This is a genomic window from Planctomycetota bacterium (assembly GCA_039182125.1).
Lineage (GTDB): Bacteria > Planctomycetota > Phycisphaerae > Tepidisphaerales > Tepidisphaeraceae > JBCDCH01.
Genome location: JBCDCH010000043.1, coordinates 20,123 through 34,223, shown reverse-complemented (window position 1 = coordinate 34,223; position 14,101 = coordinate 20,123). Strand labels below are relative to the sequence as shown.

The window sequence follows — 14,101 nt, the reverse complement described above, 5'->3', positions numbered from 1 at the left end:
GCGATGGTGTTCGGCTTGGCGGCACCGGCGAGTTTGAGTCGGGCCTGATCGTCGCTGCGGACGGTGTCGAGGACGGCGTCGGACTTGAGGAAACGGTTGAGCCGGGTCTCGCGGCCGCGGGCTTCCTTGGCGCGTTGGCCTGCCTTGAACCGTCGGATGTACTCCTGCTGCTTGGCGATGTCCGCCTGCTGTTTGTCGAAGGCCCGCTGCTGGCTGAGCTCGTCGAGGGCGCGTTGCTCGATGTACGCCTCGTAGTTGCCGGGGTAGCTCTTGGCGGTGCCGTTTTGCAGGTGGACGATGCGCGTCGCGAGTTTGTCGAGCAGTTCGCGGTCGTGGCTGATGATCAGCACCGCGCCGGTGTACCGCTTCAGGAAATCCTCAAGCCAGTCAACCGCCTGTAGGTCCAGGTGGTTGGTCGGCTCGTCGAGCAGCAACACGTCCGGCTCCTGCACCAGCAGCTTCGCCAACGCAAGTCGCGACCGTTGACCGCCGCTGAGGACGTCGACGTCCTTCTCCCAGTCCGCGTCCGGCAGCCCGACGCCATGCAGCGCCGCCTCAAGTTTGTGCCGCCACGCGTGACCTCCGGCATGATCGAACGCCGCCTGCGTCTGCTCGTACTTCTTCAACACCGCGTCGAGGTCGTCGCCGGCGTCGGCCATCCGGTGCTCCAACTCGCGCATCTCGTGCGCGAGTTGGTGCAGCTCCTCGAACGCATCCTCGGCCGCGTCGATCAGCGTCTCGCCAGGCGTGAACTTCGGGTCCTGCTCGAGCAAGCCCATCGTTGCACCACGGGCCAGCGTGACATTGCCGGCGTCGGGTTGTAGTGCCTTGGTGATGACGCGGATCAGCGTCGACTTGCCCGCGCCGTTGGGACCGATTAGCCCCACACGTTCGCCGGCATCGAGTCGCAACGACACGCCGTCGAGGATTTTTCGCGCACCGAACGCAAGTTGAATGTTCTCCGCCGATAGCAGCACGCCACGACGTTAGGCGCGGCTCACTGTTCGCCGTCGGTCTGCAACTCTTCGACGGACTGCTCGAGTTTCTTAATCCGTTCGAGCAGGTCGGGCAGTTGTCGAGTTAGGACGGCAACGCGTCGGCCCTTGCCGATGGGGACGGCGGGGGTGCCGAGCACCGTGGTCTGGTCGGGGATGTTTTCGGTGATGCCGGATTGGGCGGCGGCGGTGACGTTGTCGCCGATTTTCAGATGGCCGACGACACCGACCTGGCCGCCGAGTGTGGCGTGGTGGCCGATGACGGTCGAGCCGGCAATGCCGACTTGCGCGACGAGCAGGGCGTGATCACCGACTTTCGCCCCATGCCCGATGGCGACGAGGTCGGACAGCTTGCTGCCGGACCCGACGATGGTGGACCCGAGCGTCGCCCGGTCGACGGCGCAGTTCGCACCGATCTCGACATCGTCGCCGATGACGGCGTTGCCGGCCTGGGGGATCTTGTGATGCACGCCGGACTGGGTGGCGTAGCCGAAGCCGTCCTGGCCGATGACGGTGCCAGCGTGGACCACGACGCGGTCGCCGATCACACAGCCGTCGTAGACGCAAACGTTGGGGTGAAGGACGCAATCCTTGCCGACCTCGACGTCCGGACCGACGTAGACGAACGGGTAGATCGTGGTGCCTTCGCCGATGGTCGCGGTCGGATCGACGTGAGCGAGCGGGTGGATGCCTTCGTGCGGGTGCTTGCGAAAGCCGACAAGTTCGACGACGGCATGCGTGAACGCTAGGTACGGATTCTCCGCCCGCAATGCCGGCTTACCCTCGGTCGACACGCCCGGTGCGACAATGACGGCCGAGGCTTTGGTCGTCGCGACTTGGTCGGCGTACTTGCGGTTGGCGAGGAAGGTTACATCCCCCTCGCCCGCCAACTCGAGCGGTCCGACCCCGGTGACTTCGATGTCGCCGTCGCCGTCGAGGGTTGCGTTGATTTTCTCCGCGAGTTCAGCAAGCCGCATGCGGAGATCGTAAGCACACTGTCGCCGATGCAAAACGCGTACGCTTTGCTACCTTGCCGGGCATGGTTCATTTCCTCGGCATCGACATCGGCACCTCCGGCACCAAAACCCTCGTCCTCTCCGATGACGGCACGGTCCTCGCGACGCACACCGTCGGCCATGACTTGTTGACGCCTAAACCGGGGTGGACCGAACAGCATCCGGAGCAGTGGTGGGACGCGACGCGCAAGTCGGTGAAGGCGGCGCTGAAGAAAGCCAAGTGCAAGGGCGGCGACATCGCGGCCGTCGGCTTCTCCGGGCAGATGCACGGCTCGGTCTTCGTCGACAAGAAGGGCAATGTCATCCGGCCGGCCCTGCTCTGGAACGACCAACGCACGGCCGCGCAGAGTGAACGCATCACCGAGCTCGCCGGCGGGCCCAAGGCGATGATGGCCATGACCGGCAACCTCCCGCTCACCGGCTACACCGCCCCCAAAATCCTCTGGCTCCGCGACAACGAGCCCAAGCACTACAAGAAAATTCACAAGATCGTCCTGCCCAAGGACTACGTCCGCTGGCAGATGACCGGCGACTGGGCGACCGACGTCGGTGACGCGTCGGGCATGGCGCTGCTCGACGTGACCAAGCGCGACTGGTCGCACAAGTTGCTCGGGAAGATCGATGTTGATCCGGAGCTATTGCCGGCGTTGTTCGAGTCGTCGGACGTGACCGGGGAGCTGCACGCGGCGGGGGCGAAGGCGCTGGGCTTGAAGCCGGGGACGCCGGTGGTCGGCGGCAGCGGCGACGTGATGACCGGCGCGGTCGGCAACGGGATCGTGATCGCCGGTTTGGTCAACGCCAACCTCGGCACCGGCGGCGTCGTCGCGGCCCACTCCGACGAAGCTGTCATGGACCCGCAGGGTCGCGTGGCGACGATGTGCCACGCGGTCAAGGGCGGGCACGTCGTCTTCGGTTGCATGCTCTCGGCGGCGGGCAGCTTCCAGTGGTACGGCGACATGATGAGCAAGGGCAAACCCGACTTCGCGAAGTTGACCGCGAAGGCCGAGGGCGCGCCGGCCGGGTGCGAGGGGTTGTTCTTCCTGCCGTATCTCACCGGCGAGCGTTGCCCGCACAACGACCCGCAAGCCCGCGGCGGCTGGATCGGCCTGACCCGCCGCACTGACGAGGCGGCACTGATCCGCTCGCTGCTCGAAGGCGTCACCTTCAACATGGGCAGCATGCTCAACATCATGCGCGACGAGATGGGCATCCCCTGCAAACAAGTCCGCGGCACCGGCGGCGGCAGCAAGTCGGCCTTCTGGCGACAGATGCAGGCGGACATCTACGGGGCCCCGCTGGCGTTGACCAACAGCGAAGAAGGAGCCGCGTTCGGCGCCGCACTTCTCGCGGCCGTCGGTGCCGGCGCGTACAAAGACGTCCCCGCCGCGTGCAAGGCGCTGATTAAAGCAACCGACGTGACCAAGCCCGTCGCGAAGCAGAAGAAGCAATACGCCAAGCACCACGCCGTCTACGACAAGCTCTACGGCGACCTGAAGGACCGCTTCGCCGACATGGCCGCGTTGAGTGGCTGACGTCCACACGAGGCACGACCGTGAGGGAATGCGGCCGGCGCAGCCGGCTTCTCAACGCGATCGCACCCGAGTGCAACGAAACGCGGGCTGCGCCCGCCGCACTTCCTCACGGTCGTGCCTCGTGTGGTGCCTGATCGCGGCCTATTCAATTCCGCCCCATCTCGCTCAGTGGCTTCGGCAAATGTACGAGGATGAACTCCGTGTGATCCGGTTCCGTCTCACTGCGGCCGTTGCTGAACGGGTAGTTGTTGTCGTTGCAAATCAACACTGTCCGCTCATCGACAACGACAACGCTCTCGATCGTCACGAACGGGAAGCGGAAGTCGGTGGAGCCGTCGCCGTCAAGGTCGTTCGGATCGGCGAGGTCGAGGAGGTCGGCGACCGGTGTAGTTTGCAAACGATTCCGGCTGTCTAGGAAAACGTTCTCAAAAGAGGCTGAGATCAACTTGGTGTGCGCTTCAGCACCCTGTTTGTTATCTCGTTCAATGTGAACATAATAGGGGATGTTCGCGGAAGAAGCCGACGTTTCACCTAGTGCCACCGCACCTTCGCTCAACTGAATCAATCCATAAGGGAACTTATCCTTGTACTCGCCCCATCCTTCCTTCTCTGGTTTGGTAGGGAAGTTTGCTCGGTAAATGTATGTTCGCAGGCCGCTCTCTCCATCAAGTGGTTTTTCGAGCGTTGGCCAGAGCGCCACGTAGAGGCTTTCGTCTTGCGTCGGAAGATCGGCGATTGTTGCGCCCAACCCCTCAAACCCCGCACTCCGCGCGATCTTCGCGGTCGCCGGGTCCTTCGTTGGATGATCGGGTGAGTGCATACTTTCGCCGGGGAGTTCCACCGGCGGCTCCAGCAGCTTGCCGTCGGCCGAAAAGTGCAGCAGGAACGGGCCGAACTCGTCGCCGATCCAGAAGGTGCCGTCGGGCAAACGCACCATGCTCTCGATGTCGAAGTCGGCCCCGGTGAGCTTGCGGCCTTCCTTGATCTTCGCGGGGACGGGGATGTCGCTGTCGGGGTACGTCTCCATCTCCGCGACGATCGGCCAATCGAGGATGTCGTCCGGGTCGCTCAGCTCAAATGCGAGCTTCCAAGTGACTTCGCCGGTCTCGAAGTTCGGCGTGACCTCGTAGACGCACAGCACGTAGTCGGCCGAGTTGCGTTTCGCGCCGAAGCCGTTGTCGGAGACGGCGAGGTACGTCCCCGGCACGTCGGTCGCGATCATCGACGAAATGCCCTGCACCGGTTGCTTGTCGACAAACGGCGGTGTGCGATCGTTGGCGGGGTCGATGAACTGGCCCGACGTCGGCCCGTCGCGGAACGTGTCAGCGGGCAGCACGGCGAAGCCGACGAGTTCGGCGCGAGGGGCGGGTTGCGTGGTGGCGATCGTGGCGAGGAAAAGGGGGGCGAGCATGCTGCGATGATAACGAGCCGCGACCGTGAGGGAGCGACGCGGGCGCAGCCCGCATCTACTTGCAGAGAGTTCTGGCTACGCCGGGGCGCTCCCTCACGGTCGCGGCTCGTTCGGAAGCGAACTACCCTTGTCCCGATGTTTCTCCCGCTACTTCTTTGTCTCGCCATGCAAGCTGAACCGACCACGCAGCCGTCCGATGATTCGCCGCACCCAGCACAGGAGCAGCCGGCGTATAAGTCGCAAGCGGTGACCGAGCACACCGTCAACGGCAAACGCTTCCGCGTGACGGCGGCGGAGCTGGAGATGAAGGACGACGCCGGCGTGACGCGCGGGACAATGTTCTTCACCTACTACGCCGTGCTCGGCGACGATGGCAAGCCGCTCCACGAGACGAGAGATCGCCCGATCACCTACGTCTTCAACGGCGGCCCCGGTGCCGCGTCGGTCTGGTTGCACCTCGGCACGGCCGGGCCGTTCATGGTGCCGATGCCCGACGACGGCACGCCGCCCGCGCCGCCGACCGTCGTCGTTGAAAACCCCGACAGCTGGCTCGCCGCAACCGACCTGGTTTTCATCGACCCCATCGGCACCGGCTTCTCCCGCGCCGCGATCAAGAAAGCCGACAAGGATAAGGACGGCAAACAGGACGACGACGCAAAGGTCGAGGACTTCGGCAAGAAGTTCTACGGCGTCAAGCAGGACATCGAGTGGGTCGGCGAGTTCATCCGCCTGCATTGCACGCGGTTCGGCCGATGGGACGATCGCAAGTTCCTCGCCGGCGAGAGCTACGGCACCACCCGCGCCGCCCAGCTCGCCAGCCATCTTCACCGCCGTTACGGCATGGACATCAACGGCGTGATCCTCATCAGCACCGTCCTCGACTTCGCGACGCTGATCCCCGCGGAGAACAACCCGATCGCGCACGTTGCCTTCCTGCCGAGCTACGCGGTAACGGCGGCGTACCACGGCAAGACGGAGTTAACCGCCGACGACGCGCGGGAGCAGGCCGAAGCGTTCGCGCTGGACGAGTACCTGCCGGCGATGCTCCGCGGCGGGGCGTTGGACGACGAACGACGCCAAGCCATCGCCGAGCGCTACGCGCAGCTCACCGGCCTGCCGGTCGAGTACGTGCTGCAGAGCGATCTGCGTGTCCCACCGGCGCGGTTCATGAAGCGGTTGCTCAACGAGGACCGCAAGCTCGTCGGCCGGATGGACGGTCGCCTGCTCGGCCACGACACCGACCCGGTCAACGACACGCCCAACACCGACCCCTCGCTCACCGGCTACATGGGCCCGTACAGCGGGGCGTTCAACGCCTACATCCGTGAGCAGCTCGAGTTCGAGTCGGACCTGGCGTACGAGGTGCTGAGCCGGCGGGTGCATCCGTGGGCCGCGACGGAGGAGACCACCGGCAGCTACTCCGGCGGCTACCTCAACGTCGCCGACGACCTCCGCACCGCCATGCGCGACGTTCCGGGACTGCGCGTCCTCGTCGCCAGCGGCATCTACGACCTCGCCACCCCGTACTATGGCGCCGACTACACCATCAACCAGATGCGCCTATCCGCAGAGCTGCGCGAGCGCGTCGAGCAGACCTACTACGCGGGTGGGCACATGATGTACCACGTCGCCGAGGAGCGGGTGCGACTCGGGAGCGATGTTCGATCTTTCATCACCGGCGAATAAATCCGCCACGTCGGTTTCGTACTCATTCAATCCTCACGTTTATCCGTACAACACTCGGCATGTACGCCCTTGTCTTGCTTGCCGTGTTGTTGCAGCCGTCGACCCGACCGTCCGACGAACCTGCGGAGGCCTTCCCGCCGACCACGCCCAATGTCGGTCACGAGCGGCACCTGCACCCGCACAATCCCAAGCATCCGGCGGCACCCGATGCCGAGCGATTCACGACGAACCGCCCGAACGCCAAGGCGATGGATCTCGCGGCCGAGGAAGATGCATTTACGTTCGTCGTCTTCGGCGACCGCACCGGTGGGCCTGATGAGGGCGTGGCGGTGCTCGCGGATGCGGTGCGGGACGTGAACCTGCTCGAGCCGGATTTCGTGATGACGGTCGGCGACCTCATCCAAGGGTACAACGAGCAGGACGAGTGGCTCGAGCAGATGCGCGAGTACCGCGGCATCATGGATCAACTCATTTGCCCGTGGTTCCCCGTTGCAGGCAATCACGACATCTACTGGCGTGACCGCGACCGCAGCGGTGACCAACGGCCCGAGGGCGAACACGAAGACGTCTACGAACTGCATTTCGGCCCGCTCTGGTACGCGTTCGAGCACAAGAACAACTGGTTCATCGTGCTCTACACCGATGAGGGCAACCCTGATACCGGCGAGAAGTCGATCCGCGAGCCCGAGTCGCAGCGAATGAGCGACGAGCAGCTCGACTGGCTCAAGCAGACGATCGCCAAGGCGGCGGACGCACCGAACGTGTTTCTGTTCATGCACCACCCCCGCTGGATCGGTGGCCGGTACGGCGATGACTGGGACAAGGTTCACGACGCGCTGGTCGATGCCGGTAATGTCCGCGCGGTCTTCGCCGGCCACATCCACCGCATGCGCTACGACCCCAAGGATGGCATCGATTACGTGACCCTCGCGACGACGGGCGGCGTCAACGGCATGGCCGTTCCCGAGGCCGGCATGCTCCACCATTTCAATGTCGTGACCGTTCGTGACAACCAGGTGGCGTATGCGGCCGTACCAGTGGGCGATGTGCTGGACGTACGTGAGATCACCAGCGAGTTGGCCACCGACGCCGAGTCGCTTGCGACGTTGCAGGCCGACGTTGACGCGCCCATCGAACTGGCCTCTGACGGCAGCGCCAAGCAGACGATCACGGTCACCATTCAGAACCCGGTGGAGCGGACCATCGACATCGCGCTGACCCCCGAGAGCCGCGACAGCCGTTGGGTGTTCCTGCCGGACCACCGTCACGCGACGCTCAAGGCGGGTGAGTCGAAAGACTTTGAGTTCCGCGTTCGTCGAGTCGGCGACTCGCTCGATGAGAGCTTCCGCGCTCCGATGCTCGCGATCGACACACAGATGCTCGCCCCGGCGACTCGATACACGATTCCGACGGTCGAGGCGGACATGAACTACCAGCTGCCGCGCGGTTTCTCGCCCGAGCCTATCGCCGACGATGGCGTGCTCGTGCTTGACGGCGACAGCGACGGGCTGCGGATCGACAACGATGACATCGCGTTGCATGACGGGCCGATGACGCTCGAAGCGTGGTTCACCCCCGCGGAGATCGACCGTCGGATGGCGTTGGTGAGCAAGACCGAAGGCAGCGAGTTTGGCCTGTACGTCAGCGACGGCGTCCCGCGGTTCCCGATCCACCTCGATGGCGAATACGTCGAGCCCAGCGCCGAATCCGTCGTCCTCGAAGCCGGTCGTCGGCATCACCTCGCGGGGGTGTTCGACGGTTCCGAAGTCCGGCTCTACCTCGACGGCCAACTTCTGGCCACCATCGCCGCCGAAGGCTCACGAACGACCAATCCGCTCCCGATGTACATCGGCGGCGACACGAACCGTCGTGGTGACGTGCATCGTTCGTTCGCCGGCACCATTGATGCCGTCCGCCTGTCGGACACTGCTCGATACAGCGGCGCAGTGTTCACGCCTGATGACGAACTCGCCGACGACGAAGACACGGTGCTGCTGTTCCAGATGGACCGCACGCTCGGCGAGCAAGTGTGGGGCACTGGGCGGGATGGCGCGGTGCTCGGCCGGTTGTCGGGTGATGCGGTGATCACCGCCGAGTAATGCAAAGTCATTCATCCGTTCATCCGTTCATCCGGCTGGACGGATGAATGCTTGTGGGATAGTCTGTTGCCATGCGTATCGAGCAGCTTCTCCAGACCGCCAAGCCGACGGTGAGCTTCGAGTTCTTCCCGCCCAAGACGGAAAAGGGGTTTGACAATCTGTTCACGACGATCGCCGAGCTCAAGGAGCTTTCGCCGAGCTTCGTGGACGTGACCTATGGGGCGGGCGGGAGCACGCGGGAGAAGACCGTCGAGCTCACCGGGCGTATCCAGCGCGAGGCGGGGCTCACCGCAATGGCGCACCTGACGTGCGTCGGACACACGAAAGATGAGATCGCCGCGATCCTCGACCAACTCGCCGAGCAGGGCGTGCAGAACGTCCTCGCCCTCCGCGGCGACATGCCCGGCGGCGGGGCATGGCAGACGACCGAGGGCGGCTTTGAGTACGCCGGCGATCTCGTAAAGTTCATCAAGGACACGCACCCCGGCATGTTCGTCACCGTCGCCGGCTTTCCCGAAGGTCATCCGCAGTGCCTCAACAAACAGCGTGATATGGAGCACCTCAAGGCCAAGGTCGACGCCGGTGCGGGCGGGATCATTACCCAGCTGTTCTTCGACAACTACGACTTCCTCACCTTCCGCGACAATGCCCGAAAGGCCGGCGTCGACGTGCCGATCGTTGCGGGCATGATGCCGATTCAGAAGCTGCCGCAGATCAAGCGGTTCGTCACGATGTGCGGCGCGAAGATTCCGCAGCACCTGCTGGTCGCGCTGGAGAAGCTCGATGCCGAGGGCGACGAAGCGGCGGTCGAAAAGGCCGGCATCGACCACGCCGTCCGCCAGTGCGAAGAGCTGATCTTCCAAGGCGTCGATGGCCTTCACTTCTACACGCTCAACAAGTCCACGGCGACGCGGCAGATCGTCGAACGCCTGCACCTGCCCAACAGCGACAAGAACGCGGCTTAGGGCATGAAGCGACTGTTGGTCATCAACTGGATTTTCGCGTTCGCCGCGACATTGCTCTTGAGTGCCGTTGCTCAGAGCAAGTGGTATGACGACAGCATTCTGTTGTTCGTTGCAGTGATGGTCTTTGCTGGTCCGGTTGCCATCGGTTCGGTGATAGCCGGTTACCTCACGTTGGCCGTGATTGGAGACTTGGGTGTGACATCGATCATGGGCCTGCTGACGATCGTTCCGATGGTCATCGCCTTGGTGTCGACCGCGGCGCTGTTTGTGATCTGGTTCGTCGTCTAGTCGAGTCGAAGCTGCACGGTGCCCAAACATCAACCGGCCTACGGTGTCTTCGTGTCCGACGCGTTTCTTGACGACCTCACGCCTGAGCAGCGGGAAGCTGCCAGCCACATCGACGGCCCGTTGCTGATCCTCGCGGGAGCCGGGTCGGGCAAGACGCGTGTCCTCACCCGGCGAGTTGGGTATCTGCTCGCCCAGGGCATCCCCGGCGGGCAGATCTGTGCGATCACGTTCACGAACAAGGCCGCCGGCGAGATGCGGCATCGCGTCGAGGAAGTGACCGGGCGGAAGCTGCCCAACTTCTTCGGGCTGGCCGACTACTCGCCGACGATCTGCACGTTCCACTCGCTGTGCCTGCGCATCCTGCGCACGCACGGCGAGGAGCTCGGTTTCAAGCCCGGGTTCACGATCTACGACACCGCCGACCAGACAGCCGCGGTCAAAGCCGCGCTCAAGTCGGCCGACGTGTCCAGCACCAACTTCACGCCGTCCTCTGTTCTCTCCCACATCTCCAACGCGAAGAACAAGCTGCAGACGCCCGACGAGTTCGCCGGGCAAGCGACCGACTTCTTCCAGCGCAACCTCGCGAAGATCTACAAGCACTACCAGTCGGCTTTGGAGGAGAGCAACGCGCTCGACTTCGACGACATGCTCATGAAGGTCGCGTTGGGCCTGCGCGACAACCGCGCCGTGCTCGACCAACTGCAGGACCGGTTCCACTACCTGATGATCGACGAGTACCAGGACACGAACCATGCCCAGTACATCCTCGCCCACATGCTCGCGATGCGGCACCGCAACATCGCCGTCGTCGGGGACCCGGACCAATCCATCTACGCGTGGCGCGGGGCGGACATCAGCAACATCCTCAGCTTCGAGGACGACTACCCCGACGCAAAGATCGTCAAGCTCGAACGCAACTACCGCAGCACCCAGAACATCCTCGACGCCGCGACGGAGCTGATCAAGAACAACACCGGCCGCAAGGAGAAAGGGCTGTTCACCGACCAAGGTGCCGGTGCGTTGATCGACGTCGTTCACTGTCAGGACGAGTACGACGAGGCGGACCAAGTCGCCCGTTGGTTGCAGAAGCTCCACGACGTCGAGCCGCGGCACAACTGGGAAGACATGGCCGTCTTCTACCGCATGAACAGCCTGACCCGCGTGCTCGAAGGCGCATTGCGGCAACACCAGATCCCGTACCAGATCGTGCGCGGCACCGAGTTCTTCGGCCGCAAGGAGATCAAGGACGCGCTCGCCTACCTGAAGGTCATCGCCAACCCCGACGACGAGGTCTCGCTGCTGCGCATCCTCAACTATCCGACGCGCGGCATCGGCCAAACGACGATCAACACCGTCATCGCCCACGCCCGCCACCTCGGCGTGAGTGTCTACGAAGCGCTGCACAACGCGGAGAGCATCGACGGTCTCAACGCCCGCGCCGTCACCGCAGTCGGCAAGTTCGCCAAGCTGATGCGCAAGTGGCGTGGCATGCTCGACACCGCACCCGCCGAGCCGGTCGACATGTTCACCGGGGAGTTCCACGAGGACGGCGGCCCGGTGCAACGCGTCATGGAAGCCGTCATCGCCGAGAGCGGTTTGGAGAAAGCGGTCCGCAAGGAAGATCCCGAAGGCGACCGCGCCGCCAACCTCAGCGAGCTCGTCAGCAGTGCCGCCGAGTTTGACGCGGGCGAGGAGGGCGGGACGCTCGTGGACTACCTCGCACAGATCGCGCTGCTCTCCGATGTCGACGCGCTGCAGGCCGACGGCGGGGCGGTCACGCTGATGACGCTCCACGCGGCCAAGGGGTTGGAGTTCCCCGCGGTCGCGATGATCGGTCTGGAGCAGGACTGTCTGCCGCACAGCCGAGCGGCGATGGACCCGGACCAGATGGAAGAAGAACGACGACTCGCGTTCGTCGGGATCACGCGGGCTCAGCGGCACCTGATGCTCAGCCGTGCCGCGGTGCGCACCGTCCGTGGCGAGCGCCGGCCCGGCACCACGTCGCAGTTCCTCAAGGAGATCCCCGAGCACTTGCTCGACGTCGACGACCGCACCGGTCGCGGCGGGTTCGGCTCCATCGGCGACTTCATGCCCAAAGTCAGCAGCGGTCTGCAAGTCGGTGACCGCGTTCGACACCCCAAGTTCGGCACCGGCTTTGTCAACGCGATGGACGAGATCGGCAGCAAAGTCACCGTCAAATTCCAACACCACGGCGAAAAGCGCCTGCTCCTCGAGTTCGCGAAGCTGCAGAAGATCGGGTGAACGTTTCCTCCCAACGTCATCCCGAGCGTAGCCGAGGGATATCTCCGGGTTCGCAACAGACCGGGTCACGGATAAGAAGGGATGCTTCGACGTCGCTCAGCATGGCGCGGTGGGGCTAACGTCGACGCGATGGCCAAGCGCATTCCCAAGGAAGAACTTGAAAAGTACGAGAACAAACTCGTGCCCGACCTTGTCGGACCGAACATGCGTGTGCTCTTCTGCGGGATCAACCCGGGGCTCGAAACCGCCTACCGCAAGCGGCATTTTGCCGGGCCGAGCAATCGGTTTTATCCGACGTTGCATGCCGCCGGGTTCGTGCCTGAACCGATTACGGCACAAGACCAGGACGTGTTGCTCGCCAACGGCCTCGGCATCACCAACGTCGTCCAACGCGCCACGCGCTCGGCGGCCGACCTGACGGCCGACGAGGTTCGGGCCGGTGCAACCGAGTTGGAGAAGCGCGTGAAGAAGTACGCGCCCGCTTGGCTCGCCGTACTCGGCATCGGTACTTACCGCACCGGCTGGTCCAAGCCCAAAGCGGCGGTCGGACACCAGCCCGACCACCGCATCGGCGACACACGCGTTTGGGTGCTGCCGAACCCCAGCGGGCTCAACGCCCACTACAAGCCGGCCGATTTTGCGAGGTTGTTCGGCGAGCTGCGCGAAGCGTCGTCGCGCTGAGGCCGGAAGCTGAAGAGCGCCCCGATCGCGAGCAGTCCGAACGCGCCGGCGGTGGCGATTACGCCCCAGGCGAAGCGCGTCGCCGGGCGTCGGCTCCACGCGAACTGCCACGACTCGCGCCACCAGCCGAGAATCGTTTCGCCGCTGGGTCCGAACAAGCGCACCCCGAGTACGCCAAGCCCCGCGATCGCCGCATGTGGCAGCCACTTCACGAACGACGTGTAGAACAGGGCGAGATACACGCCGCTAAGTCCGACGAGCAGTGGGGTGACCGTGATCGGCCCCGCGTCGAAGTTCAGTTGTGCGGTGGTCGGTAGCGTGAAGACGCCGGCAACCGCGAGGCCCAAGATCTTCGGGAACGTCACGAACGGCTGGCGATCCATCAGCATCAGCGCGAGGACGAGCGGCGTCGCCATCGGTGCGTGGAACGGCCGGTCGTAGACGTAGTGCAGGATGCCGACATGGGCCGCGAACGACACCCACGGCACGACCGCCGCCGCCTTCACCCAGCCCGGCACCTCGCCGACCTTGTGCGTGAGCCGCCACGCCAGCGGGGCGAGTCCGACGATCCACCAGAGCCCGTAGAAGTGCGCGACCATCACGCCGCCGCCGTTCATCACGCCGCCATCGTCGATGAGGTTGAGCAACGGCGGGATGCCGTAGAGGAAGGCAAAGCCCGCGATCGCGAAAGCGATCGTGTTCGCCCCGAGATTGAGTCGAAGCCCGCGCGCGATGATGGCCAACTTTACCACGGCGAGGACGAACAACGTCAACGAAACAGCCGTGCCGATCGCGAAGTGGTCCGTCGCGAACTCGCTCATCAGAAACGACACATCCGCCGAGAAGAGCATGACCAATGCGATCAGTTCCACCGCATCCCGCCGCGGCCCGATGCGCCGGTACAACGCCACGCCCAGCACGACGCAACACAGCTCGTACACCTGTAACAGCCCGAGCATCGGCAACAGCCGCGATAGCGGCGTCGGCGACCAGTCGAGCGTGTTGGTCAACAGCAGCGTGCCCGTCAGCATGCACACGGCGCTGAGCAGGTAACACGGGTTGTACTCGATGATCCAATGCCAGGGCGACCGCTTACGCATGGTGCGAAAGGTCGGGACCGGATCAACAACGGTTTGGGTCGTGGGCTCATCGGCCATGACGACTTC

At 64.3% G+C, this 14,101-nt stretch carries 11 protein-coding genes; 7 read left to right on the top strand and 4 right to left on the bottom strand.

Translation table 11 applies throughout. From position 1 onward, the window contains the following. Together AAGD32_12025 and lpxD are read right to left on the bottom strand one after the other, a co-directional pair. Positions 1-977 (bottom strand): ABC-F family ATP-binding cassette domain-containing protein (locus AAGD32_12025; GenBank protein ID MEM8874969.1); only part of this gene is annotated, 977 nt, incomplete at its 3' end. A 20-nt stretch (positions 978-997) separates the two neighbouring features. Beyond that, a complete protein-coding gene (gene lpxD, locus AAGD32_12020; GenBank protein ID MEM8874968.1) occupies positions 998-1,972 on the bottom strand; it encodes a UDP-3-O-(3-hydroxymyristoyl)glucosamine N-acyltransferase in 975 nt (324 codons plus the stop codon). 62 nt (positions 1,973-2,034) lie between these two features. Here lpxD and xylB point away from each other — a divergent pair, with 62 nt between their 5' ends. Next, the gene (xylB, locus tag AAGD32_12015; protein ID MEM8874967.1) at positions 2,035-3,543 is read left to right on the top strand and encodes a xylulokinase; all 1,509 of its coding nucleotides are present in this window, start codon (positions 2,035-2,037) and stop codon (positions 3,541-3,543) included. 145 nt (positions 3,544-3,688) lie between these two features. Here the strand turns inward: xylB and AAGD32_12010 are convergent, their stop codons facing one another. Further along, a complete protein-coding gene (locus AAGD32_12010) occupies positions 3,689-4,954 on the bottom strand; it encodes an esterase-like activity of phytase family protein (protein MEM8874966.1) in 1,266 nt (421 codons plus the stop codon). Positions 4,955-5,089: 135 nt separating this feature from the next. Between AAGD32_12010 and AAGD32_12005 the strand changes: the two genes are divergently transcribed. The 6 genes from AAGD32_12005 (at position 5,090) to mug (ending at position 12,935) form a co-directional block, all read left to right on the top strand. Beyond that, positions 5,090-6,640: a peptidase S10 gene (locus AAGD32_12005; protein MEM8874965.1), complete on the top strand. Its 1,551-nt coding sequence runs from the start codon at positions 5,090-5,092 to the stop codon at positions 6,638-6,640. Positions 6,641-6,699: 59 nt separating this feature from the next. Next, on the top strand, positions 6,700-8,739 hold the full coding sequence (locus tag AAGD32_12000) for a LamG-like jellyroll fold domain-containing protein (GenBank protein ID MEM8874964.1): 2,040 nt from the start codon (positions 6,700-6,702) through the stop codon (positions 8,737-8,739). 71 nt (positions 8,740-8,810) lie between these two features. After that, entirely contained in the window at positions 8,811-9,704 is an 894-nt protein-coding gene (metF, locus tag AAGD32_11995; GenBank protein ID MEM8874963.1) for a methylenetetrahydrofolate reductase [NAD(P)H], read from the top strand. A 3-nt stretch (positions 9,705-9,707) separates the two neighbouring features. Next, positions 9,708-9,992 (top strand): hypothetical protein, encoded by a 285-nt coding sequence (locus AAGD32_11990; GenBank protein MEM8874962.1) that lies wholly within the window; start codon positions 9,708-9,710, stop codon positions 9,990-9,992. Between the two features lie 18 nt (positions 9,993-10,010). Beyond that, positions 10,011-12,254 carry a DUF3553 domain-containing protein gene (locus AAGD32_11985; protein ID MEM8874961.1) on the top strand — a complete coding sequence of 748 codons (2,244 nt, stop codon included), beginning with the start codon at positions 10,011-10,013 and terminating at the stop codon, positions 12,252-12,254. Between the two features lie 129 nt (positions 12,255-12,383). Next, positions 12,384-12,935, top strand: coding sequence for a G/U mismatch-specific DNA glycosylase (mug, locus tag AAGD32_11980; protein MEM8874960.1), 552 nt, complete (start codon positions 12,384-12,386; stop codon positions 12,933-12,935). Here mug and AAGD32_11975 read toward each other — a convergent pair. Continuing rightward, positions 12,875-14,092 (bottom strand): hypothetical protein, encoded by a 1,218-nt coding sequence (locus AAGD32_11975; protein ID MEM8874959.1) that lies wholly within the window; start codon positions 14,090-14,092, stop codon positions 12,875-12,877. The genes mug and AAGD32_11975 overlap by 61 nt on opposite strands. Positions 14,093-14,101: the final 9 nt, after the last annotated feature.

Bases quoted from the DNA above. Each gene is read 5' to 3' on its own strand.
- lpxD (MEM8874968.1), bottom strand. From the start codon at position 1,972: ATGCGGCTTGCTGAACTCGCGGAGAAAATCAACGCAACCCTCGACGGC.
- AAGD32_12000 (MEM8874964.1), top strand. From the start codon at position 6,700: ATGTACGCCCTTGTCTTGCTTGCCGTGTTGTTGCAGCCGTCGACCCGA.
- AAGD32_12010 (MEM8874966.1), bottom strand. From the start codon at position 4,954: ATGCTCGCCCCCCTTTTCCTCGCCACGATCGCCACCACGCAACCCGCC.
- AAGD32_12005 (MEM8874965.1), top strand. From the start codon at position 5,090: ATGTTTCTCCCGCTACTTCTTTGTCTCGCCATGCAAGCTGAACCGACC.
- mug (MEM8874960.1), top strand. From the start codon at position 12,384: ATGGCCAAGCGCATTCCCAAGGAAGAACTTGAAAAGTACGAGAACAAA.
- metF (MEM8874963.1), top strand. From the start codon at position 8,811: ATGCGTATCGAGCAGCTTCTCCAGACCGCCAAGCCGACGGTGAGCTTC.
- AAGD32_11975 (MEM8874959.1), bottom strand. From the start codon at position 14,092: ATGGCCGATGAGCCCACGACCCAAACCGTTGTTGATCCGGTCCCGACC.
- xylB (MEM8874967.1), top strand. From the start codon at position 2,035: ATGGTTCATTTCCTCGGCATCGACATCGGCACCTCCGGCACCAAAACC.
- AAGD32_11990 (MEM8874962.1), top strand. From the start codon at position 9,708: ATGAAGCGACTGTTGGTCATCAACTGGATTTTCGCGTTCGCCGCGACA.